This is a genomic window from Larkinella humicola (genome assembly GCF_008727875.1).
Taxonomy (GTDB): domain Bacteria; phylum Bacteroidota; class Bacteroidia; order Cytophagales; family Spirosomataceae; genus Larkinella; species Larkinella humicola.
The window spans coordinates 860,419-883,315 of record NZ_VTWS01000001.1 but is presented as its reverse complement, the minus strand read 5'-3'; the positions used below and the strand labels follow the sequence as shown (position 1 = coordinate 883,315).

18 protein-coding genes are annotated in these 22,897 nt (G+C 49.0%); 2 read left to right on the top strand and 16 right to left on the bottom strand.

From position 1 onward, the window contains the following. Positions 1-40: 40 nt before the first annotated feature. The 15 genes from F0P93_RS03735 to F0P93_RS03665 all read right to left on the bottom strand — a co-directional run bounded on the left by F0P93_RS03735 (position 41) and on the right by F0P93_RS03665 (position 19,234). On the bottom strand, positions 41-3,703 hold the full coding sequence (locus tag F0P93_RS03735; protein ID WP_150874982.1) for an ABC transporter permease/M1 family aminopeptidase: 3,663 nt from the start codon (positions 3,701-3,703) through the stop codon (positions 41-43). Positions 3,704-3,716: 13 nt separating this feature from the next. After that, positions 3,717-7,340 carry an ABC transporter permease/M1 family aminopeptidase gene (locus F0P93_RS03730; RefSeq protein WP_150874981.1) on the bottom strand — a complete coding sequence of 1,208 codons (3,624 nt, stop codon included), beginning with the start codon at positions 7,338-7,340 and terminating at the stop codon, positions 3,717-3,719. A 14-nt stretch (positions 7,341-7,354) separates the two neighbouring features. Next, positions 7,355-8,251, bottom strand: a complete 897-nt coding sequence (locus F0P93_RS03725) for an ABC transporter ATP-binding protein (protein ID WP_138994189.1) — start codon at positions 8,249-8,251, stop codon at positions 7,355-7,357. A 522-nt stretch (positions 8,252-8,773) separates the two neighbouring features. Then, on the bottom strand, positions 8,774-9,076 hold the full coding sequence (locus F0P93_RS03720) for a winged helix-turn-helix domain-containing protein (protein ID WP_255471895.1): 303 nt from the start codon (positions 9,074-9,076) through the stop codon (positions 8,774-8,776). Then, a complete protein-coding gene (locus F0P93_RS03715; RefSeq protein WP_138994188.1) occupies positions 9,073-9,699 on the bottom strand; it encodes a hypothetical protein in 627 nt (208 codons plus the stop codon). The genes F0P93_RS03720 and F0P93_RS03715 overlap by 4 nt, the downstream gene beginning before the upstream one ends. Before the next feature lie 141 nt (positions 9,700-9,840). After that, positions 9,841-10,173 (bottom strand): DNA/RNA non-specific endonuclease, encoded by a 333-nt coding sequence (locus F0P93_RS03710; RefSeq protein WP_225309362.1) that lies wholly within the window; start codon positions 10,171-10,173, stop codon positions 9,841-9,843. Further along, positions 10,170-10,682: a hypothetical protein gene (locus F0P93_RS03705; protein ID WP_138994187.1), complete on the bottom strand. Its 513-nt coding sequence runs from the start codon at positions 10,680-10,682 to the stop codon at positions 10,170-10,172. Before F0P93_RS03705 ends, F0P93_RS03710 begins: the two co-directional genes overlap by 4 nt. A 375-nt stretch (positions 10,683-11,057) precedes the next feature. Further along, positions 11,058-11,921, bottom strand: coding sequence for a M23 family metallopeptidase (locus tag F0P93_RS03700; protein WP_138994186.1), 864 nt, complete (start codon positions 11,919-11,921; stop codon positions 11,058-11,060). Positions 11,922-12,242: 321 nt separating this feature from the next. Next, entirely contained in the window at positions 12,243-12,602 is a 360-nt protein-coding gene (locus F0P93_RS03695; protein WP_138994185.1) for a hypothetical protein, read from the bottom strand. Between the two features lie 21 nt (positions 12,603-12,623). Continuing rightward, complete coding sequence (locus tag F0P93_RS03690) at positions 12,624-13,895, bottom strand: DUF6371 domain-containing protein (RefSeq protein ID WP_138994184.1); 1,272 nt, start codon at positions 13,893-13,895, stop codon at positions 12,624-12,626. Between the two features lie 118 nt (positions 13,896-14,013). Beyond that, positions 14,014-15,306 (bottom strand): AAA family ATPase, encoded by a 1,293-nt coding sequence (locus tag F0P93_RS03685; RefSeq protein ID WP_150874980.1) that lies wholly within the window; start codon positions 15,304-15,306, stop codon positions 14,014-14,016. 479 nt (positions 15,307-15,785) lie between these two features. Next, entirely contained in the window at positions 15,786-16,571 is a 786-nt protein-coding gene (locus F0P93_RS03680) for a helix-turn-helix domain-containing protein (RefSeq protein ID WP_138994182.1), read from the bottom strand. Further along, on the bottom strand, positions 16,568-16,927 hold the full coding sequence (locus F0P93_RS03675; RefSeq protein WP_138994181.1) for a helix-turn-helix domain-containing protein: 360 nt from the start codon (positions 16,925-16,927) through the stop codon (positions 16,568-16,570). Before F0P93_RS03675 ends, F0P93_RS03680 begins: the two co-directional genes overlap by 4 nt. 121 nt (positions 16,928-17,048) lie before the next feature. Continuing rightward, positions 17,049-17,936 carry a hypothetical protein gene (locus F0P93_RS03670; RefSeq protein WP_138994180.1) on the bottom strand — a complete coding sequence of 296 codons (888 nt, stop codon included), beginning with the start codon at positions 17,934-17,936 and terminating at the stop codon, positions 17,049-17,051. A 32-nt stretch (positions 17,937-17,968) separates the two neighbouring features. Continuing rightward, entirely contained in the window at positions 17,969-19,234 is a 1,266-nt protein-coding gene (locus F0P93_RS03665; RefSeq protein WP_138994179.1) for a site-specific integrase, read from the bottom strand. 791 nt (positions 19,235-20,025) lie between these two features. On the opposite strand from F0P93_RS03665, the gene F0P93_RS03660 reads away from it, so the two are divergent. Both F0P93_RS03660 and F0P93_RS03655 read left to right on the top strand, forming a co-directional pair. Next, positions 20,026-20,355: a winged helix-turn-helix transcriptional regulator gene (locus F0P93_RS03660; RefSeq protein WP_150874979.1), complete on the top strand. Its 330-nt coding sequence runs from the start codon at positions 20,026-20,028 to the stop codon at positions 20,353-20,355. A gap of 9 nt (positions 20,356-20,364) precedes the next feature. Beyond that, positions 20,365-21,453 carry a fatty acid desaturase family protein gene (locus F0P93_RS03655; RefSeq protein ID WP_150874978.1) on the top strand — a complete coding sequence of 363 codons (1,089 nt, stop codon included), beginning with the start codon at positions 20,365-20,367 and terminating at the stop codon, positions 21,451-21,453. 213 nt (positions 21,454-21,666) lie between these two features. Here F0P93_RS03655 and ald read toward each other — a convergent pair whose 3' ends face one another. Beyond that, positions 21,667-22,806 carry an alanine dehydrogenase gene (ald, locus tag F0P93_RS03650; RefSeq protein ID WP_150874977.1) on the bottom strand — a complete coding sequence of 380 codons (1,140 nt, stop codon included), beginning with the start codon at positions 22,804-22,806 and terminating at the stop codon, positions 21,667-21,669. Positions 22,807-22,897 lie beyond the last annotated feature (91 nt).

Genomic DNA, 22,897 nt, shown 5'->3' with positions numbered 1-22,897 from the left:
TCTTGCCTTATTCGTCCGACAAGTCCACTTCATTTTGACTTTAGATCGACACCTTGCTGACGTTATTCTCTAGGTTCAAATCAATCAGCAGGTGATTCGGATCAATGCCGGAACGCCCGGGCTTTTCTGGAACCGTGAGAATGATGGTCTGCTTACCAGTGCCAATTCGATGCTTTCGAAGGTAGAGAACTTTTTCCGATCTCTGGCCTTTGACAGGTGGTGCGTAAACGCCAATTTCTATCCAATCCTTCATTAGAACGTTGGTTTCCTTGCCGATGCTGTCGACGGTCATCTTCCGAGCTTCCACTTCCAGGATTACTTGCCAGGTACCCTCCTTGAGTTGTTTGGCAGTGGCTGTTTGGGTCTCCAGTTCCCAAAAGGTGTTTGCCGCAAAGAGATCATGCAGCAGTGTTTGTAAGGAATCGGGTGTTACTGACTGCAACTCCCGGTAGAAATCGAGCGTCGTTGGCAAGGGCGGACTGGGCGAATAATCGCGAAGCATCCGCCGGAGCGCATCATTGACCCGATCCTTTCCAATGTACTTTCTCAGCGCGTACAGCGCGAAGGGTCCCTTGCGGTAATTCATGAACTGGTTGTTGGCGCGCAGCAGGGGTGGAGCCGCCCGGGAGCGCGGCACTTCGTACTCCAGTCGCATCTGGGATAAATACCTCAGCAGGTGCTCATAACCCAGTGTTTTTTCCACCACCTGCATCGCCGAGTAAGTCGCCAGGCTTTCGACGAGTACACCGGCGCCTTCGACCGCTGCGGGTGATAGAAAAAGGCCCCACCACTGGTGCGCCACTTCGTGGGCCATGATGTGGTAGGGAAGGTCGAGACCTGCTGGCCGGGGATTCATCAGGGAATACCCTTCCTGATAATCAATCGTCATGGGCTCGGCATGCATGCCACGCCCGGGCCCCGGTCGTTCCAAAACCCGAAAATGACTGTAGGGGTAAGGACCGAACTCCCGGGAATAATACGCCAGCGAAGCCTGGGCGCTTTTTACCATGCGCTCCACGTTGGCGTCGTGCGCGGGATGATAAAAGATTTGAATCGTAACCGGTTTTGCGGTCGGCTGCGATCCCGGTAAGGGGTTTGGGAAGGTTTGCCCGGATCGGGGCGAATGGGGGATCCAGTGGGCTTCGCGAACCGCGTACCGCGCCGAGAAAAAGGCGTAATCATTGTGGATCGGGGCATTGGTGGCATAGTGGAAGTACTGACGGTCGCCTTTGGTCCACGTACGGCGCAGCGCCCCGGGCGCCACACCGATCTGGCCCCGGGTGGTGCCGACAATCGCTTCCAAGTCTATCTGTTCCGCATGACGGGTATCGTTGCGCGCGGCAACATCGTAGAGAGAGGGCCTCTCCGCCCGCGGAGCGAGTCCATGCGTTGAGCGGTCACGCGCATCACGCAGACGGCGATCGTCTTGGTAACCAATGACGGGCATCCAGCCACTGGTTAAATGAGAACCATTCGCGACCACGGAGGCATCCACGCCCGTGTTGCTGAAGCCCCGGGGTTTGATGTGCATCTTGAAATGCATTTGTAATGAGTCGCCGGGCTGGAGCGGATTTTTCAGGGAATAAATCCGGTAACCGAGCTCATCATCCAGCACCATCGGAAATGCCGGCCGGTTGAATGAAACGTCTGCGATCCCTTCGTGGGGAATCGTGGAAAGGTGGATCGAGTCGATGGCGACTTTGCCGCGATTGACCAGCTGGTACGTACCGGTTATTTCAGCCTTTTGTTTTTCGGGATAGAGCTCGACCTGCAACCGGGTGCGCACCAGAACGGGTCGCGGGGCATTCCAGTATGGCCCGTAGCGTCGCTCGTATTCCGCCCGCATCTGCAAGCGATCCGCCTGATTCAAATACGCATTCAGCCCATTGGTGTTGTAAAAAATGAAACCACCGGATCCGGCAACCAGTACCACGGCCATCCAAAAAGCGGGCCTGTACGCTGCGAAGCGGTACTTTGCCCGCTGGAACCGCGCGTGGAGTCCGCCTTCCTTACTCCGCACCCAGAACAGCGTTGCCACTACCGCCAGGAGAAACGCCCAGGAAGCCCAGTAGAACTTGAACCACAGCCACGGGGTGATCGAGGGCCCGAAGCCCTGCATGTCACTGTAAGACCATCCCGGATCGGATGCGTAGATCAGGAGGTTGTGCTCAAGGCCAATCATCGACGCGAAAAGAATGTACCCATAGACGCCGAATGCCACCATGTGACCAATGTATTTTTGATTCACCAGAATATGAATCGCGTAAACGAGCAGGGCGAAAAGCAGGTAGTTGGTCAGTTGAATGCCGAAGAGCGCCTTCAGGTATACCCCAATCTCGAAATGGTGATACCTCATGACGAGCTGGTTGATGATGCCGGCCCCCATCAGGAAGGCCATCCAGGTGATGATGACGAGCGAAAGTCCCAGGAATTTGCCCAGCAGCAGGACCCATTCGCGCACCGGCGTCGTATCCGAAAGCTCATTGAGCCCGGCTTCACGCTCGCGCCAGACCAGCTCACCGGCGTAGAAGATGGTGAGCTGGGGAATGATGATCCACTGGGTTTTGAGGCTGCTCAGGGCGGGTGCTAAAATTCGTAAAACCTCCTCGGTGCGGGCCAACAACGGAACCCCCAGCCACTCCATGTATTCGGTTGCGAACAGACCGGTGCCAATAGACAACAGGGCTACCAGCGTGAGTCCCCCCCGGGTTCTGGCAATCATCCCGAACGAAGAGAGGGCAATGGCGAGTGCCTGGCGCACATCCGTGGCGAATCCAAAATGACGGGTGCGGTTCGGCAGGTTGATCGGACTGGTGTCCCGGTTGCCTGGATCCGATGCGTCCGGAGCAGTGAGTACAGGGGAGCGCCCAGGATTGGATCGGCGACTGAAAATACGCGTCCATGGGGTATTCGGTATAACGTGGCCCAACCGAAACCGGAAGTACGTAAAAGCCAGCGCCCCGGCCGCCAGGCCAAACCACATCAGGCGATTCCAGAGCCAGGGGCCTTCGAGCAGGATCAGCCGCGTATTCTTGTCGATCGGCGTCCAGCCTTCCATCTCCACGACGATGCTGGTGCCCAAAAGATCCATCAGGCTGCCCAGGACCTTCCACTCCAGTGCGTAGTGAACCGTTGTACCCCCAAACTGAGAAAAGATGAGAATAAGAATGCTGGCCACGTAGCTGGCGATGGCCCGGCCACTTAAGGCTGCTACTGTAAACTGGATGGCCGTGGTGGCAACGACGGTTGGCAAGGCCAGGAAACCGTAATTGGTAAAATACGACGCGAGCCGGAATGGACCCACGAATTGCGTCTTGGCACCGGGACCATAAAAGGAAAGGAGACACCCGGCAAAAAGGGACAGCAAAATCAAGGCATTTACGGCTAGGGCGGACAAAAACCGCGCTCCCAGGTAATTAAGTTTGCTGACCGGGGTGGTGTACATAAGCGGATGCATCCGCGTCTGCCTGTCCCGGGTTGCCGCATCGCCGGCAACGACCCCGCCAATGATCACCCAGATCACGCTGCCGAAGACCGTAAAGAAGGCGATCGTACCCGGCGCATTCAGGTACGTTCCGTCGGGCAGTGTGACCATTCGCAGGATCAGAAAACCAAACAAAAAAAATAAGCCGAACAGGAGCCATGTCGAAGTGTGGCGCCACTGATACCGGAATTCAAAGCGAAAGATTTCTGTGAACTTCATGGTTGTATCCTGATCAATCAATCGTTACCTTCTTTATATTAACTTCTGAGCGCTCCTCCCAGTTGAGCACGTGGTCGGGATCGATGCCGGCACGGGCGGGCCTGCGGGGCACGGTCACAATGATCGTCTGCCTGCCGGAATGGATGCGATGCTTCCGGACGTAGAGCGGTTCTTTTTTCTCACCAGGTTGGTCCGGCGCGAATACCCCGACCTCGATCCACTCGTCCATCGGTACTTCCTGCTTCACCCCCGCGCTATCCACCACCACCTTATGCGTTTCCACATCCAGTGTCACCTGCCAGTTGCCGGTTTTAGTGGGCGTTGCCGCAGCCCGCTCCGTCTCCAGCTTCCAGTACGTGTTCACCTCGAAGAGATCATGCAGCAGATATTGTAAGGAGTCCGGTGTCACCGCCCGCAGCTCACGATATAAATCCAGCGTCGTCGCTAGTGGAGCGTCGACCGGTCGATGGGTTTCCAGCAGGTTCCGCAGTGCCCCATTGACGCGCTCATCGCCGATGTACTCGCTCAGAGTGTGGAGTGCAAAGGGTCCTTTTCGGTAGGACAGGTACGGATCCAGCCCGCGGAGTAACGGTTCGCCCCGAAAAATGGGTGAGTAGGGATGCGGCTGCCACATGTAGCTGAAAAGCCGCTGAAGAGCTTCCGGCCCCCGGCTATGTTCCACCACCTTCATCCCATAATACCAGGCCAGGCTCTCCGACATCACCGGTGCTCCTTCGACGGCGGCATACGGAACCGTCCACTGGTGGGCCATTTCGTGGGCTACGATTGCGTAAGGGTGATCGTGGCTCCGGCCATCATCCTTCGGATTCCAAAGGGTGAATCCTTCCCCGTGGGTGATCATTCCGGCATCGGCATGCAGGCCCGTCCCATTCCCGGGCCGCTCGACCACGCTCAGGGACTCGCGCTTGTAGGGGCCGAAATTCTTTGAATAGTAATCCAGGGAAGCCCGGATGCTCCTTAGTGTACGGTCCAGGTGCGCCGTGTGCTGGGGGTGATGGTAAATTCGAATCTCGACTGCCCTTCCCGGATCATCGGAATCTTCCCACCAGGCTTCGTGCACCGCATAATTGGCGGAGAAGAAGCACCATTCACCGCCGATCGCTTGGGTTGAATAGTGGAAATAGCGACGCCCCAGTTCGGTCCAGGTTCGGCGCAGATTTCCCGGTGCGACAGCGACCTGATCACCCTGAGTACCCATCACCACGTCGAGGGTCATGCCCCGGCCCCGATCGGTATACGCTTCTTCGTCGTTGAGAAAAGCGATCAGTGGCCGCGGAGTGAGCCCGTGCTCGCGCCGGTCGGTGGCCGTGATCAGTTCACGGGGGCGTTGATAGCCGATCGCGGGAAACCAGTTCGTATTCATGAAGAAGGTCCCATTCGAGCTTACCGAAGGATCGACTCCAGTCTCCCGGAAGCCGCGCGACTGAATAGTCACCTCGAAGTCGAGCCGCAGCGAGTCGCCCCGTTGGAGCGGGCGGTCCAGCACGTAGACCCGGTGGCCGTGGTCTTCGTCGGCGATCACGAGCGTGGCTTTCCGGTTGAAGTCGGTGCGGGTCGTGACACCCGGCACGATCGCCAGGTGGATGGAGTCGATGGCCACTGCGGTGCGGTTGATGAGCAAATATGATCCCAGGATCTCTGCTTTCTGACGCTCAGGATAAATCTCAATCTGCAGCCTGGCGCGCGTTGCCTCGGGTTGAGGAATACCAGCGTAGCGTTCATAGCGTCGCTCGTACTCGGCCTGTCGCCACTTCTTTTCTGAAACAGTTAAGTACTGGTTCAGGACATTGGTGTTGTAGAAAATGAATCCGCCGAGTGCGACGATGAGCACCACCGCCGTTCCGGCCATCCAGGGCGTTGAACCGACGAAACGGCGCCTCGCCACCTTGAGCCGAAACCGGAGAGCCTCCTCCCTGCCGCGTACCCAGAGGAGTCTCGCCACGACGGCCAGAAGCCCCGCCCAGGCCGCCCAGTAGAGCTTGAACCAGAGCCAGGGACCCATCGAAGGGCCGAAGCCGCGCATCTCCGTATATGACCACCCCGGACCAGCTCCGTAGACGAATAAATCATGATCGACTCCAAAGAGGGAGGAGAGGGTGATGAAAACGTAAGTGATCGTCGCCACCAGGTGACCGACGTACTTCTGGTTCACCAGCACATGGATCACCAGGATGAGCAGCGCGAAAAGGAGGTATTCGGGAAGCTGAAGTCCGAAGAGAATTTTCAGGTATAACGCTACGTCAAACGTATTGTAACCCAGTATCGCTTGAGCGAACAGGCCCGCGGACATCTGCAGCGTGGTGAAGGCGACGAGCAGAAGTCCGAGCCCCAGGAATTTGCCCAGGAACGGTGCCCATTCAGACCCCGGCATTGCGTCGGTGATCTCGCCGAGCCCGGCTTCCCGTTCCCGCCAGATCAGTTCACCGGCAAAGAAAATGAGGAGCGCCGGGATGATCACCCAACGGCTCAGTTCGGCAGACAGCGGAGCCGTCAACTCGCTGATGACCCGCGTGGTCGTGGGAACCAGGGGAACGCCGTTGGATTCCATTTGATCGACCACCACCGGAATGGTCAGAAGTGGGATAACCGTCAGCAGGGCAAGTCCGGCCCAGCTCGTCGCGATCGTTTGGAACGACGTCCACGCCAGGGTGAGCGTCTGACGGGTGTGCATGCCGAGGCCGAATGTCCGTGGGCTGTTCGGAACCCAGATTGACGTGCTGGCCCTGATCCCCGGCAAATACATAGTATTCCTATTCTTTCCGACCGCCTTAAGGCTACGGAAAGGAAGGCTCAGGCGTGTCCACCGCGACGTGCTCCCCAAACGATGAGTGAATTGAAAACCCAGATAGGTAACGGCGACCGTGACCAGACCAACGCCAAGCCACAGGAGACGGTTCGTCAGGACAATACCCTCCAGGTTAAGCAGTCGCTCCTTCTTTTCAACGGTTGTCCACAAATGCGCAATGTCTTCGACGATGAACCGAATTCCAATCGGGTCCAATAGTGCCCCAAGACCCTGCTTATAAAGTAGGAAAGACGCCACGAAAAAGCCCATGAAGAAGAGAATGAAACTGCCGAAGTAACTGACCATGGCCCTTCCGCTTTGGATGGCAAGCCCGAATTGAAATGCCGTCGCCACGAACGCGTTCGGCAATGATAGAAAGGCGTAAGCGGTCAGAAAAGCAGCCGGTCGGAAGGGGCCAATCAACTCAGGATCCACGCCCGGCAAGTAGATGCCCAGCAGGATCCCCGCCTGTACGGCCAGCAGGAGCAGGGAATTGAGAACGAATGCCGCCAAAAAACGCCCGCCGAGATATTGGGCCCTGGTGATGGAAGTGGTATAGATCAGTGGATACATTCGGCTCCCGGCATCCCGTGCGGCCGCATCGCCGGCTACGGCCGCGGCCATCATCAGCCAGATCAGGCCGCCAAATACCGCGGTATTTGCGATGAGAAATGGTGAGTTGATAAAAAATTCCTCGAAAAGAGCATCGGAGACGGCCCGGTCTCTGGTCATCAGGAAATTCAAATAGACCAGAACAATAAAGAAGAGCCAGAAATAGGGTCGGCGGACCTGGTAGGCGAACTCAAAGCGAAAGATTTCCCGGAACTTCATGATTATGGATAGTCTTATTTCGGTTGGTGGCCAGTTCGTTGCGGGTAATGACCCGCCATGGCGCTGAAGTAAACATCTTCCAGATCAGGCGGCACCGACTCAAAACCAGTCAGCTCTTCCCCGCTGTACACGTGGACGACCGTGCGTCCGCCCAGGAGTTTGGTGGAAATGATTTTATGCTCCAGCTCCACCTGCGGCAAGAGACTTTTTTCGACAATTTTCCGCCAGATCTTCCCTTTGAGTCCTTCTATGGCCTTCAGCGGTTCGGCCTCGTGTACGATTTCGCCCCTGTTGATGATGGCCATGCGGGTGCACAACTCACTCACGTCTTCCACAATGTGCGTGGAGAGAAGCACCACGCTGTTTTCGCCCAGTTCACTCAATAAATTCAGAAAGCGTACGCGTTCGGCCGGATCCAGACCGGCGGTCGGTTCGTCCACGATCATCAACTTCGGATTGCCCAGCAGCGCTACGGCGACACCGAAGCGTTGGCGCATCCCCCCCGAATAGCCACCGAGTTTCTGTTTGCGAACCTCCCAGAGATTGGTTTGCCGCAGGAGTGCCTCGACGACCTCCTGTCGGGACCTGCGGGTTGTGATGCCTTTCAGAATGGCAAAATGATCCAACAGACTTTCGGCGCTTACCTTCGGGTAGACGCCAAACTCCTGGGGGAGATAGCCCAAGGTCTTGCGCACTTCGTCCTTCTGATTCACCACATCGATGTTCCCCAAACTGATCCTTCCAGCGTCTGGCTCTTGTAAGGTGGCCAGGATTCGCATAAGTGTAGACTTACCGGCACCGTTCGGTCCAAGAAGGCCATACATGCCGTTGGGGATAGTAAGGGTCACGTTCTTCAGCGCTTGAACGCCGTTGGGATAAGTTTTGGAGATATTACTTATTTGCAATTCCATACCTTAGTTGCCTATTTTTATTAATGTTATTTTTCTTACATTTAAACCCGTCACTGGCTGTTTCATACGACAATTATCTGGTTTTATGTAGCATTGATTACAAAAACAATCCACTCACTTTCGATCCTAAACTTATTCTGCGCCGTAGTTTCGAGCGGTACAGCGGATTGGCCGAGTGGCTGCACGTTTAGCGTCGTGCCGTCTCTGATGATCATAGATTTTATAGGATCTCAAGTAATTGAATAAATGCCGACGTATTTGTTCAGTATTTGGGTACTGACTGCAAATCTTTCAAAACACTCACTACCGGTTCCTATTTTTTCTATCATTTATATGGTTTTATGTCCTTCAAAATTTATTTAAAAGAACTTTGAAATTCAAAGCTAGCACTAAAAAAAAGAGGCTTATAATAAATTGGTTTTTAGCAGGTTTGTACCATACATGATTAATAAATGAAAATAGATGTTCGTGTACACTTTATTAATTGCAAACTTCAAATCTTTTATTTCAATACATAATACCTTATTCAATAACCCCCTTTATTAGCTTTTCCAGTACTTTAAGATGATCATCGAACGCTTTTCTACCTTCTTTTGTCATGAAGTATTTAGTATTTGGTTTTCTGCCTACGAACGACTTTTCAACGCCAATAAATTCTTCTTTTTCTAGTCCCGTTAAATGGCTCGCCAGATTCCCATCGGTCACATCGAGGTAGTCTTTCAGCGAATTGAAATCAAGCTTAGCGTTAACAGCCAGTGCAGACATGATGCCCAGCCTGATTCTGCTTTCAAATGCTTTATGTAAACCATCAATTGATATTTTCACCTTTCGTACCGGTAATGCAAATAAATGCCATATATAATGTGGACTACGCCAAATCCTACGGCCCAGCATAATAACCCATATTCAACAAAGTAGATGCTAATCAATCCCAACCCAATCTCAATAAGTCCAATACTTTTCACTTCTTCATAGGTAAAGTTACTAGCGTTAAAGAGTGCCAATCCATAAAATAATAAAGTTAATGGAGCAATAAACCCGATCAATCCTTTTGAGATCAAAATGAGGATCAGAAGCACCCCCGCAATAAGTGGAACAGTCATATTAATTAATAGTCCCTTAGCGGTAGTGTTCCAAAGCTTTTCACCCCTTTTAATAGCTTTCTTGTAGGAGAGAAAAATAGCTGTACTTATAGTCAGTATCAGGACAATAAGGGCTAAAAAAAATACCTTCAGCAAATTGGAAGAAAAGCTCTCAGATTTTGGGTAACTATATTCTATTACATCAGGATTGAAATCAAACACTTCATAGGCAATGTAAGCTCCTACAATTGCATAGAGGCCTCCCATAATACCAGCCCATCCGGAAAGAGACAGGAATTTAGAGGTGCGCTCCATCATTGAGCGTATTTCAACTATATCTCGAATGTAATCCTGATGACCTTTCATTTGGAAGTACTTTGAAATTCAAAGCTAAATGACAATATACTGATATACAATAGTGGTAGAGTAATTTTTAGCATTAAAAATAGTATTGTGAAGTAATTTATAATTATTCTATATTTATGTATAACAAAATTAATTGTATTCCTACTTTTCATTTAAATCGATCACTAACTCGACGGCATCCGGAACATTAGCCAATAAATCATATCCGGTCCGGCTCTCGATCTCATCAACGCTGACCCGGTAGCTGCTCCAGGGCTTTTCGCCGAATGCGTTGGTATTCGGTATAAACACGGCAATAACCCGCGTCTGGGCGCTGATCCGGTTGAGGTCATCACTTCCTACCGGTAAGATGACGATCACCTTCCAGAGGGCAGAAGGAACGGTGACTTTACCATCCGCGATATTTTCGGCTACTCCTTTGTCACCAGCAGATGACATTGATGATGAGTAATTCATAGCAAGGTTTTCAATCAATTGTCATTCTGGGTTTGCCTACTCGGCTTGTTTGAACCTGGCGTAAACGTAACGCGGAGCATTTTGACTTTCGTCGGCTGCTGCGTATACGGGTTCAAATCATTTACGTATTCCAGTTGGGCTAAACAATTCCGGGTTTCATTCCAGAATATTGAATCGTCGACCTTTTTGAATCCGGATAGAATTAGCCTGTTTTTCAGCGTATCGGCCAACCAGTTTTGCTGCAATATTGGATAACTCATGATGAGATCACAGACGTTTTTGTTGTCTTGGCGAAACCTCAAAAAATGGGCTGTGTACAGATCAAATCGCTTACGATTAGGTTCGGATGGGCTATAGGAAAGGGTAGTCGCATCCCCCGTTGGAGACATATGTTCCTCATACCGGATTTGGCCCTTACTCAACTGGATCTGGACCTCTTTGAGGGTCTTCCCCAAAAACTGTTCCTGGGCCCGGCAGTCGATTAAAGCAGAAAAATATCCCACCATCAAAGAAAGTAGTACATTCATAACGCGCTTTATACTAGTGATCTGCATAAGTTGCCAAAGTAAATAAAGTTGATCAAATTAGCCCGTCGTTCACAACAACTGGAAATTTGAACCATGAAGCAGCTTCTCTCAATCTTGCTGATTTCGGCCACTACACTTTCCTACCATGTAGAGTCCAAAGTATCGATCTGTGAGAGTCGAAGTGCCTACGCTTACCATTCGTACGAATGTCGGGGATTGAAACGGTGCAGTCACAAAATTAGTCGAATTTCCTTGTCAGATGCCAAATGGATGGGATACCGGGCTTGTAAGATTTGCCATTGACATTTTAAAGATGATTCACTTTTAAATCAACCGTTTTGAGTTTGACCTTTCTGTCAACCCATTATTTGAAATTTACTTCACCTCTGGCAAATCAGAAGGATCAACCAGTAAAAAGCCCGGGTTGATACAGGCGCCGTGCCACCGCACTCCCAAGTGCAGGTGAGGCCCTGTTACCCGGCCCGTTTCTCCCACCACACCGATTCTCTGCCCTTTGGTCACCGTTTGGTCAGCCTTGACTGAAAAGCCCTTCAAATGAAAGTATTCGCTAATCAAGCCATTTCCATGATCGATGTAGACGGCATTGCCGCTGTAAAAATGTGAAGCTGCCAGTACGACCCGACCATTGCCAACACTCAATACTGGCTCCCCCACACTTACTGGATAATCCTGTCCGGTGTGCCGGTCCCGGGGCTGCCCATCTAAGGTCCTACAAGCGCCAAAATTGCCTTCGCCTTTCGGTAAATTCTTAACGGGCTTCCCAACTGGCAGATCAAAAACCGCAGGCCGCACCGACGGTTTATATCCAATCAGGGGACCAATCACCGCGGCTTCTTTGGCCGCCCGGGCCTGGTTCACTGCCGATACATCGACAAATTCTTTTTTGGGAAAGTTTTTGAGATCCTCCTGTCGGCAAGGCGTTTCTGTGACAATGATCTGTGCCGTTTCTAATTTCCCTCCAGTAGTTCGCCGGGAGATGGTATAACTACCGGACTTCATGTCCATGTCTACCGGATAATAGCAAGTGCCCATGACAGCGGGCCAAACGCGTTTCTCAAAGCTACACCGAAGACAGTTTCCTGCCCAACGACCGACTTCACCCTGGGCAACCGTGACGGATTTGGAAGGTGCTGAAATAGGAGCATCTTTACGTTGAACTTCGCTTCCTGAACCGTTTAGGCAAAAACTTAAAATGGTCAATAGAGAAAATATATTCATGGTTGGTCTGGCTATCAATCCTATTTGGATATAACCTGTTGTACCGGCCTATGTTTTGATTTTTATTTGTCTAATCCGGCTTACTCCAATTGGGTGTATGTAGGAACCGGAATGGAAATGGATGTTTAGGACTTCGGCTGTCGGGCGTTTTGATTTAACGTTCGATTGGAAAGTCACGACCACATACTTTACTCCTGACTTTTCTGTTGGGATTTGAACAAGGTTAACATTTGTTGGGCGCAGCCGAATGCAATGAGAAGAAAAGGTGCCAGAATATCCAGCACCCTTTCATTACTACCCACCATTTAAATTGTATCTTCCTTATACGAAGGTTTCAAGCTCGAAAAGCTGCTCCTTTTCATCGGCACTCAGCATGAAAGCCTCTGTCTGTTCCCGGCTATAATGATCATCGACCTCTTTCCGGTCAATTACGTCGACCAACAGATTAACTGAAGGGGTACAGGTGCTGTCTCGGTGATCGATAGGACCGGCACTATGCGTGATCTCTTTAATTCGAAAGGTCTCCAAAAGCGTTATTCCGCCAGCCACATCAGACGCCACGAGCAATTCCTGGCCGACTACGTAGGCTGGATAATAATGGAGTTTGAAGTCTAACCAACCCCGCTGGTGATCACCTACTTCGATTTTCAAAAAGACATGTACGATTGCATCTGTTCGCATGATTGTTGGAGTTATAAAATGTTAATTGTTTAATTCACAAATTGGGGCCAGCGAATAAACCCGATCTGGCGAAATGCCGGTGATTTTGGCGTAGTAAAACCGGTTGAGACTGGGAATGAGTCGACAGTTTGGTATTTGTCCAGGTTTCCGGTCCCACGAAGGTGGGTATCCTTTCCACTCACCTAAAATGAAGTCAGCCAAATCATAGCCCTTTGCTTTCTGCTCGTCGGAGGTATTTTTCTCGAGATAATCTGAGACTACTATTCGGAATCCATTAGCATTCAGTTCATCAGCCTTCTGCTTCCAAACGTCGAAAGCTTTGCCGTCCTTGCTGCAATCCGGGAATAGAGCAATGGTGCGATGTCGGAGTGGTTCTAAACGGTCTTTGTTGAGATAGCTGAGCGACCATATCGCCATCCAGCAGAGTTGCGGAAAGTAGCCAGCCGCCAGCATCGCCGTTTTGGGACTCTCCGTTATTGCGATAGATTGGCCTTTGGGCGCGGTGGCGAGTTGCTGCAACCCGAACGGATAGGGGAACTTGTTTTCCGTCGTTTCGTACCGGGTCAACCAGTCCGGAATTGGCATTTTCCGATCTTTTAGATACCGTTTGGCCAGGTAGGAAATGGGCCGGTTGCAGCGATCACTATCGCCGGTTGGCGTTTTGAACTTTACTGTGGCTCCGTTCTCATCAAACAATACCCCCTGCCCTCCGTATACCTGGCCATTGGCATCGAGCATCCAAAAGATGGCGCCGCCCTTACCGAACGATTGCGTTATATATCGTTTATCGGTCCAGTAAGCGAGTTCGTAGTCTGCTTTGTAAGTGCCCAGTTTAAACCGGTCAATCAGGGAGGTTGCTACCTCCGAGCCAAAGTGCGACATCAGGAGCTTGGCAAAGTTGTTCGACTCATAACCGGACAACGATCGCGTAAACACATCCTGCGGCATGGTCTGCAAAATCACTGGTCGCGGCTCGGGTGGAGCAACCGGCGTGCGGGGTCCGGTTGATCGCTGACGGTTTGGTCCATCAATGGGATAGCGGTTGTCTTGCTGCCACTGCTGGCGCTCCTGATCGTAAACCTCATCGGCGTAGCTTTGTCTGCCTTGGCCTTTGGTGTATGGTGAAAGGATGTGACCGCAGCTTGTCTGGTGATCGCAGCGGCCGAACTCTTCCGGCGCTAGTTCATTGGTGCGCTTATCAATGTAGGGTACGTAGGACTTACGCCCGCAGGAGGGGCAGTAGCCTTTGCCGTATTTGGAGTGTAAGCCGTATCTGTAATCTGTGGTCGTCATTGGCTTGCTATTTTAATCGTTCTGATCGTTCTGGAACGATTAGTTAGAACAGTAGAATGATCAATCGTTCGCATCGTTCTAGAAGCCCCTATATATATAGGGCTTCAGAACGATTGATTCAGAACGATTGACTTTCAAACCGACCGTTCTGAATTTCGTTGACGGGATATTTTTCACCCTCTGGTTTGAATGTCTTGATGTACCCTTCATTTCTCCACCAGGTGATGAAGTTCACCGCCCGATCCTTGGATAGTTCGACTCCGAAATAGAGAGGAACAACCTGCGCCTGGCTTAAGAGGTTTTTGTACCCCATTCGGGGTGTATCGGCAAAAATCCTTTTAAGAATCAGTTCGTGCGTCTCACGATCCAGAATGGTAGGCGTTGTTTTTGTCTTTTTGCCTTTGCCTTCATTAGACAACCCCGGGAAGTTGCCGATATTGGTATCGTCGATCAAAAACGGATTGCCTTCCTCGTCAATGGAAAACTGGATCACTGGAAATTCGCGATCCCGGCACATTTCCGGCGTAATGATTGAAACCTCCTTATCCTTCTGGTCGCGCTGTACCGAAAGCAGTGTTTCGCACTTGTTGCCAAGCTCGGTGCCGAGGTGGCCCCGGGCGTTGCGGTCGTTTTTATTTTCGTGCAGAACTGTGATGAGGTGGATTTGTCTTTCGTCGGTCCACTGGAGTAGGTCGGTGGCGCGGTTGGTAGCCTCCTCGGCATCGTTAATATCGAAAACGGTATCCCGAACCCCATCAATAACCACAATGCCGAGGTTGGGAGTATTTTTGATGGCCCATCGAATCACCTCCAGACGGTCGTAGGTGGCATACGAGCGAAGTGAGTACATTTTAAGGTTCGCCGGATCATCGTCACCGCACAACTGACAGATCCTTTTAAGAACCCGCTGTACATGCCATTTGCCCTGCTCGGTATCAAAATACAGGACAACCCTTTTGTCATCAGGCAGGTAGCCGCGAATACACTTTAGGATTAATTTATCGCACAGTAGAGCCGCAACAAAAACACTGACCACAAAAGTCTTTCGGGACTTTGCCTTACCGGTGATCACCAGAAAATTGCCGATGGTGCCGATAACGGATCGTAGCAGTTTCCCGCCCAATTTGGTTATCTCATGAGAGATGCAAATAGGAGGCCTTTCGATGAAATCGCCGGGCCGTATTTCGGCATGGTTGAGTAGGTCTTCCCAATTTTTTTGCCGTCCATCGGGGATATTAAAAGCTGATACTGGTTCTACATTAACTATATCTGGCAGTAAGTCGGTAAGGCCGTCTATATGTTCGTTAAAATCACCAATCCTGTCTTGCTTTGATTGCGCCAAATTTGTAAATTGCTCCTGATTTTCAATGATTTCGGAGGTGGTTTGTTGGGTGTTGCCGAACTCACTCATGCAAACCTCCTTTCTTTTTTGGGGTATCTCGTCCCATAATTTGAGCGGACTGCATCAGCCACCATTGCTCGGCTGTTAGGTTGTTTATGTTCATAGCAATGATGTGAAATGAAACGATTTTAAAGAATGGGAGATCGATTATATACCCTGCTTTAGGTTAGTAAGCCAGGTTGTAAGCTCCTCCAGATTCTGCACTACGTGTAACTCGCTACCATTTTCCGCTGGAATGGTAATTTCCCGGCCCATATCAAAAGGGTATAGGACGACGACACGACAGCATACCCCATTTACAGTTATTCTGAAGACCGTTCCAAAATCGAATTTGTCAATCATCCAGATTTTACCATGTGTTCGAATTTCCCTGGCAACATCAAATAGAAAGACTGGAACCGGCGGTTTGGCCGATTGTACAGATCGTGTAGAAAACATGTTTTCTGATTAGTTTTTAACTAACGTGTGGTATTATACGCGAACCCGATTCACTCTTTGCTTTTTGCAATCAGCCGCGAAATTCTGGGCTGTGGAATACCGAGCTCCTGTCCAATTTTCCGTTGGCTTTTACCTTCCTGAATCAACGCATTGACCTTGAGAATCAGGATGTCATTACTCATTTCGTTCGGCTGAATCACTGAATCAAGTGGAAATTTCAGATCCTCAAATGGGATTATTGGACGGGTAAAATCTTGCTTGATCGAAGGATCATGTCCTACACGGAGCCGGGTATTGATATCCGAAGCATCGAGAGCCGGAACAAGTTTGTAGCGTTGACGGTAGTACTCACAAATCTGGTCGTAGGCAGTTCTAAAATGTTCTGCATCCCGAATACCACTCGTTCGTATGATTAGGACGAATAGAGATTCCTGCCGGATTGCGGAATAGGAGTTTCCATCCCTTAAAGCCCCATCAACATCTCCAGAATATTGAAATGGTAACGCTACAAATCCTGAAGGCAAACCGGCGGTATCCAGTCCCCAGGTTATAAAATGATCAACCCATTTTGGAAACCGCCTGGCTATTGATAATATATGGACTCCTGGAATACCCTTTTCCGGAATTTCATCACTTTCGTTTTGGTAAACAGGAATTGAACTGAAGATTATAGCAGAATCGGAAGTTGGTGCCGGTATATATGATTTTACAAAAGTTTCCAATTTTTCAAAAACGTCATCCAAAATCGAAGGATTGCCTGTTTCAGTTTTTATTTCGGAAAGTCTCTTATGTAGATGAAATACTTCAGCTTGGGAGAGTGTTAATTCAGGGCTCATGCTACCTGTTTACGCCCTCCTCTACGACCCAAAAAGCTGTCTACTTCAGCATTTACCTCATCAGCGTTTTTGCGTTTCCCTTGCCGAATCCAGTTCACTAATTCCGATTCGGAAAAGTAGAGTTTACCGGATTGTTTGCTGTGGGGTATTTTGCCAGCACTGACTAAATTATAGATAGTGCTTTCAGCTTTACCGGTAATTTCCTTGGCCAGTTCGATTCCACCTATGCGGTTTTGTGGATGAGGAGGGCTGTCTGTGCGGGGTAAGTGCCTTAATTCTTCTCGAACAGCACTTTGTACAATCGGCGTTATGAATGATGCCAGAAAGTTTTTTAGTGAAATGTCTTCGGTAACCATGCGCTGTCTTTGTTAAAATGTAAAAGAACAGTGCAAATAAATACGAATAATTACCGAAAAAGTAAGGATTTAGAGGTCCAATTCCATTTTGGCCCAAGTCCAAATCCAATTTGGCTTGGAGTTATTTTTTAAACCCAACCGCCCGCTCGACTGTAGACATTGATTCGCCTGTTTCCTTCACAGTAAATGCAATTGCCCTCTGAACATCTTTTTCCAGTTTTTCATATGCGCTTTCGTAAATTTTTTTGATTCGAGCATATTTACGTTTGGTGCTATCGCGTTGTAAGGGAGCCTTTTTTTGTGTCAGAGGTTCCGAAAGTATTAATTCATTATTTATCGTATTGTCCGCTGCATTGACATCCTCAATTTTCTCATCCTTATCTTCATCTTGAGAATTTGAGCCTAAATAGTTTGTAAAATTTATTCTTTTTAAGGAATATAGTACCCTTGCAAATTTAATTCCATCCTTTTCTAAATATTTTAATGCAAATCTGCAATTTTTATAAAATGTCTTATAAAAAATAATTCTAGAATTAATCCATTCCTCATTTACAATCATTGTCGGGTTTATCTGAGTCAGCATTTCGGCTCCTTTTTCTACTTTAATTCTGAGTTGTTCATCTGTCGGGCATACACTTTCAAGTTCTATAGTTTTTATATGCAGTCTGCCGATCTTGATTGTGTATTCCAAAGAGTCATAAAGTATATTAAGGCAAAAATTAACTCTATTCAATTTTTTCTTATAAATTTCATCCTGACGTTCAGATTGGATAGAAAATAATAAATTTTCAATTTCCCTAACTAAAATAGATGGGTCATTGAATATCGGATCATCAATTAGATTTAGAAAATCATCGTAATAATTATTCCCTAATTTAAAAAAACAATGTTCAAAATCGTAAAGCCACATTTCAGGAAGTTCAACTGAGTTTTCACTTATTCTAAGTCCATACTCAAACTTACATATTTTTTCAGACCATGTTTGTGCACGTTCGTCGATATAGTCCAAGATTGGGCAGTAACTGTTAATGGCATGCATATTTATTTCACCGAATTTTTAGAAAAATTTAACAATGCTTTTGCATATTCCCGTTTCACATCATCCTCGAAGCTGTCGAGGTAGTTCTCAGTCGTTCTTAAATCTGTATGCCCCAGACTTTCAGAAATAAATTCAATCGGCGCACCAGAGCGTTTTAATACTGTGGCGAAGCTGTGGCGGGCGAAGTAGGTAGTAACGTCTTTATCGATCTTTAATTTTTCAGCTATCCGTTTCATATACTTATTGACAAGCTTGATCAGGTAGTGAATCAATTCGAGTTCGCGCTGAGGTGTAGCTGATTGGGGTATGAAAGGGAAAACATAAGCTTCAGGGCTACGGTCTTGGTTGCACCACCTGGTAATTATCTCGTTTGTCGTATCTGTAAGTACGGCAATTATCGGCCGAAGTTTTGACTTTGTTGTACGGGCTGTTTTTGCGCGAATGAACTTGATCTTATCGCCGTCGATATTTTTCCACTTCAGCAAGCAGACGTCTTTTATATTTACTCCATTGCAGAGGTAGGAGAACAACCACAGATCTTTTGCTTTCTCTTCCTGACTGCCGGGAATTGCGGAATAATGGTAGATCCGCTCAACCTCAGCCAGTGTTAATGACTTCTTTATATTTACCCCACTGGGGATAACATAACGGTTTTTGCCAAACGGGTAATCTTTCTGAGTTAGGACACCATCAAGAATTGCTTGGTTGATAACGGCTCGAAGCGCCCGAAGGTACATCCCCACCGTGGTAGCAGACCTGCCGGCCAGGATCATCTTTTTTTCGTAGCCTTTCAGGTAGTCAGGGGTGACGTCTGTAATCTTAGAATTCTTTCGGTATGCTGTCAGTGAGGCAAGCGCATTGCCGTATGAGATTGCAGTTCCTACCCTGCCTTCTTCCTGCATCTGCTGAATTATTTTCTCAAAGGTATACGCCAGGTCATTGCGTAGGGCAATCTCTCGGGAGTCGGCCTTTTCACTCCGGAAGTACATTTCTTCAAAAGCTAAAAAGGAGAAAGACTCCATTCCTTTCATAACCTGGGCCGCCCGCCCTTCAAAATCATTGATACGGTTCCTTATTTCCCGAAGCTCCCGGCGCGTTTTCGTTTTATCTTCAACATCGGCCCACAATGCAGGGGTTAGGTCTATACCGATACTGTAATACTTGCGGTCGCGCTGATAAGTTAGTCGAAGTTTTAGCGGATAGGTGTTATCGGCCTTAATCCGCCGAGTATCCAGAATGACTGCAATTGTTGGAGCTGCTATTTTCATTGGGCGTATCAAACCTTGCTACACAGTTTGATACACGAAATTAGTAAATATTCAGAGTAAAACAAGTAAACGTTAGTAATTCATTTCGGTTAAGCTACTGATTTTTAGTAATATTACTTCGTAAACAGGAACTACTAAGAAGCATCAGTAAGTTATGAGCAACTGACTTGTAATCAGTAGGTCGTTGGTTCGATCCCGACTGGGGGCTCTTCACACATTATCAAGTAGTTAGGTCGGAATTTCCGGACAGACAGAAAAGTTTCCAGTAGAACATCAGTGGAACTTCTTGTCTGTCCGTTCCGGTTCTAAGGTAAGTCAAGTTCCAATTTCTCCAAATCGGCCGCCATTCGAGCTAGCCTTTTCTAATTCCACTTTTTAGTTTTTTAATCTTTTACTGCCACATGAAGAAAAAGACCTTCAGGCCGCAGCTCGCCGTTCTGAAACAAATATGACATTTTTTTTATTTATCTGAACTTGTTAGTAGCTTACAGCGTAGTAAGTATATCACACATTCGTTAGTTACCTTCCTGGGGTGACTTTCTCTTTCCCCGCATTCATCCACTTGCTCTTGCCGGCGAAAATCGCCGGAAGCTTTCACTTTGACAATTCCTGGCATACTACAACTTTAAGGTATCCGGAGTGCTCTCTTACGCGTGCTGGTTTGTCTTTTCATTTGCGATGAACAGCCCGGATATCAAGGCGCACCCTACTCTGATTGCCTTTTTCTGATTCAGGCGTCCTCCCGCTAGGGGATTACTTTGATTCGGTTCAGGTTCACTGACTCAATAACGATGTCCAAAAAGAACCGGAATGATCCACCCGCTGAAATCGATTACACCCTCATCACCAAAGCTCTGGCCGTAGTGTCCGGGAAATGGCGGTTGTACATCATACTACTGGTGGGCGAACACACGCTGCGCTATGGCGAGCTCTACGAAAAAATGGCCATCAGCGAGAAAATGCTGGCCAGTGAACTAAAAGCCCTTGTTGCCTTGGGGGTAATGATCCGAACGGTCTATGCCGAGGTTCCGCCACGGGTCGAATATACACTAACTACGAAGGGCCGATTAGCCTTGCCGATTCTGCGGGGTATACAGGAAATCGGTCGAATGTTTAACTGACTTTACAACATGCCACTTAAATTCACCAATACTACCCGGTCGCAGTTTTTTGCTACGGCCCGCCAGCGAGTCGATGCCTATTTTAAGGAGACTGGGATTTCACCCCATGCCAACAGAGCGATGTGGCTTAAGGCCAGCTTCTTTTTGGGTGGCTATGCACTGTTTTACGGACTCATCCTGTCGAACCAATTCAGCCCCTGGGCGATGTTGTTGCTGGCTGTAGGTCTGGGGATGTTTACCGCTTTTATCGGGTTTAATGTCTCGCACGATGCTCTCCACGGCGCATTCTCGTCCCGGAGTTGGGTCAACCGGCTGCTGGGAGCAACCTTCTATTTAGCGGGAGCCAATCCCTACGTCTGGAAAATTACCCATAACGTCGTTCATCATACCTACACCAATATTCCCGGCCACGACGAAGACATTGAAATTGCTCCCAATTTAATTCGCGTTGATTCTGATGAGCCATTGCGTCCGTGGCAGCGCTTTCAGCAATGGTATGCTTTTGGATTGTACTCGCTGGCTTCGCTTTCCTGGGTATTTAGCAAAGATTATTTGAAATTCTTTAAGCGGAAAATTGGTCAGCATGATAACTCCTCGCACCCACGCAGTGAATATTTTACGTTGTTTGCCACAAAAATTGCCTACTACTTTTTCTTTTTGATTCTGCCTTATCTGGTGCTCGATCTGACCTGGTGGCAATTGGCAATTGGTTTTGTCGTGATGCACATGGTCGAAGGATTGGTATTGGGTCTGGTTTTTCAATTAGCGCACGTGGTCGAGGGAACCTCATTTCCGGTACCCATCGAAGGGGTCGGCATACAGGAAGCCTGGGCGGTACATCAAATGCGCACAACGGCTAATTTCGCTCCACGCTCCCCCGTTGCGGCCTTTTTTTGTGGTGGACTGAATCGTCAGATTGAGCATCACCTGTTTCCAAAAGTCTGCCATATTCACTACCCGGCTATTACGGCCATTGTAAAGCAGACGGCGCTTGACTTTGAACTGCCTTACCTGGAAAATTCTTCGTTTTTCTCAGCACTTCAGTCACACTTTCGGCTTCTGAAAAAATTGGGTCGGCCCGATGGCGTGGCCACCTAGGCCGATGGCATAACCCCGGAGCCTTCGCAAATGTGCGCTCCGTTCTCACTGGCTAAAACACGTAAACGATTCAATAAAAAAAGACACGACTCATGGCGGTCGTGTCTTTGCTATTTCTATTCCTAAACCCTTAAAAAATTGTTGATGAAGGTGTACTGATTATTCGTCGATGAAGTGTAATCTTAACCAGGTCGGAATACATACGGTCTTGCTTTAATAGTCGATTTCTTCTTCTTCGCGCTGCAGCAATTCGTTCACATCGTTAAGCGGCAAACCAAACGCATCGGCTACGCCTTTGTAAACGATTTTGCCGTTAACGACATTCAGCCCACGCTTCAGTTCGTCATTGTCGCGACACGCTTTTTGCCAGCCTTTGTTGGCCAGTTGCAGGGCGTAAGTAAGCGTGGCATTCGTCAGGGCCACGGTCGAGGTGTACGGAACGGCACCCGGCATGTTGGCAACGCAGTAGTGAACGACATTGTCGATGACATACGTCGGATTTTCGTGCGTGGTCGGTACACAGGTTTCAATGCAACCACCCTGATCAACGGCGACATCGACCAGAACCGTTCCGGGACGCATCAGTTTCAGCATCTCGCGGGTGATGAGGTGAGGGGCTTTCGCGCCCGGAATCAACACCGCGCCAATAATCAGATCGGAATGCTTGACGGCTTCCCGAATGCTGTATTCGTTCGACATCAGCGTATCGACGTTTTCGGGCATGATATCCGACAAATACCGCAGACGCGGCAGGCTGATGTCCATGATGGTGACGTGAGCGCCCAGACCAGCCGCCATTTTGGCTGCCTGTGTTCCCACAATGCCACCACCCAGAATCAGCACATGGGCCGGTTTTACCCCCGGAACACCTCCCAGCAGGATTCCCCGGCCTTTTTGCGGTTTTTCGAGGTATTTGGCACCTTCCTGAACCGCCATCCGGCCGGCGACTTCCGACATCGGAATCAGCAACGGCAGGCTGCGATCGGTTTTTTCCACGGTTTCATAGGCCAGACAAACGGCTTTGCGTTCGATCATGGCGTGCGTCAGTTCTTCCGACGATGCAAAGTGGAAATAGGTAAACAGCAGTTGATCTTCTTTAATCAGGTTATATTCCGACGCAATCGGTTCTTTCACCTTCATGATCATTTCGGAAATGCCGTAGACATCCTCGATGGTGGGCAGCATAACGGCCCCGGCGTCAATGTACTCTTCGTCCTCAAAACCGCTTTCCACCCCCGCATTGACCTGGACATAGACGGTATGACCAAATCGACGAAACTCAGCAACACCCGCGGGGGTCAGCGCCACCCGGTTTTCATTGTTTTTTATTTCTTTAGGAACACCGATTACCATCGTATTCTGCGGTTGTGGTTGGTATTGATTGGATGCACAAAGGTATGAATTGCCAAACAGATTTCTGATTCTATAACTCCTTTTGGGAAAT

What these genes read in the sequence shown, in the direction of transcription:
- F0P93_RS03735 (WP_150874982.1), bottom strand. Translation starts at nt 3,703, where the DNA reads ATGAAGTTCACAGAAATCTTTCGCTTTGAATTCCGGTATCAGTGGCGC.
- F0P93_RS03730 (WP_150874981.1), bottom strand. Translation starts at nt 7,340, where the DNA reads ATGAAGTTCCGGGAAATCTTTCGCTTTGAGTTCGCCTACCAGGTCCGC.
- F0P93_RS03725 (WP_138994189.1), bottom strand. Translation starts at nt 8,251, where the DNA reads ATGGAATTGCAAATAAGTAATATCTCCAAAACTTATCCCAACGGCGTT.
- F0P93_RS03715 (WP_138994188.1), bottom strand. Translation starts at nt 9,699, where the DNA reads ATGAAAGGTCATCAGGATTACATTCGAGATATAGTTGAAATACGCTCA.
- F0P93_RS03705 (WP_138994187.1), bottom strand. Translation starts at nt 10,682, where the DNA reads ATGAATGTACTACTTTCTTTGATGGTGGGATATTTTTCTGCTTTAATC.
- F0P93_RS03700 (WP_138994186.1), bottom strand. Translation starts at nt 11,921, where the DNA reads ATGAATATATTTTCTCTATTGACCATTTTAAGTTTTTGCCTAAACGGT.
- F0P93_RS03695 (WP_138994185.1), bottom strand. Translation starts at nt 12,602, where the DNA reads ATGCGAACAGATGCAATCGTACATGTCTTTTTGAAAATCGAAGTAGGT.
- F0P93_RS03690 (WP_138994184.1), bottom strand. Translation starts at nt 13,895, where the DNA reads ATGACGACCACAGATTACAGATACGGCTTACACTCCAAATACGGCAAA.
- F0P93_RS03685 (WP_150874980.1), bottom strand. Translation starts at nt 15,306, where the DNA reads ATGAGTGAGTTCGGCAACACCCAACAAACCACCTCCGAAATCATTGAA.
- F0P93_RS03680 (WP_138994182.1), bottom strand. Translation starts at nt 16,571, where the DNA reads ATGAGCCCTGAATTAACACTCTCCCAAGCTGAAGTATTTCATCTACAT.
- F0P93_RS03675 (WP_138994181.1), bottom strand. Translation starts at nt 16,927, where the DNA reads ATGGTTACCGAAGACATTTCACTAAAAAACTTTCTGGCATCATTCATA.
- F0P93_RS03665 (WP_138994179.1), bottom strand. Translation starts at nt 19,234, where the DNA reads ATGAAAATAGCAGCTCCAACAATTGCAGTCATTCTGGATACTCGGCGG.
- F0P93_RS03660 (WP_150874979.1), top strand. Translation starts at nt 20,026, where the DNA reads ATGTCCAAAAAGAACCGGAATGATCCACCCGCTGAAATCGATTACACC.
- F0P93_RS03655 (WP_150874978.1), top strand. Translation starts at nt 20,365, where the DNA reads ATGCCACTTAAATTCACCAATACTACCCGGTCGCAGTTTTTTGCTACG.
- ald (WP_150874977.1), bottom strand. Translation starts at nt 22,806, where the DNA reads ATGGTAATCGGTGTTCCTAAAGAAATAAAAAACAATGAAAACCGGGTG.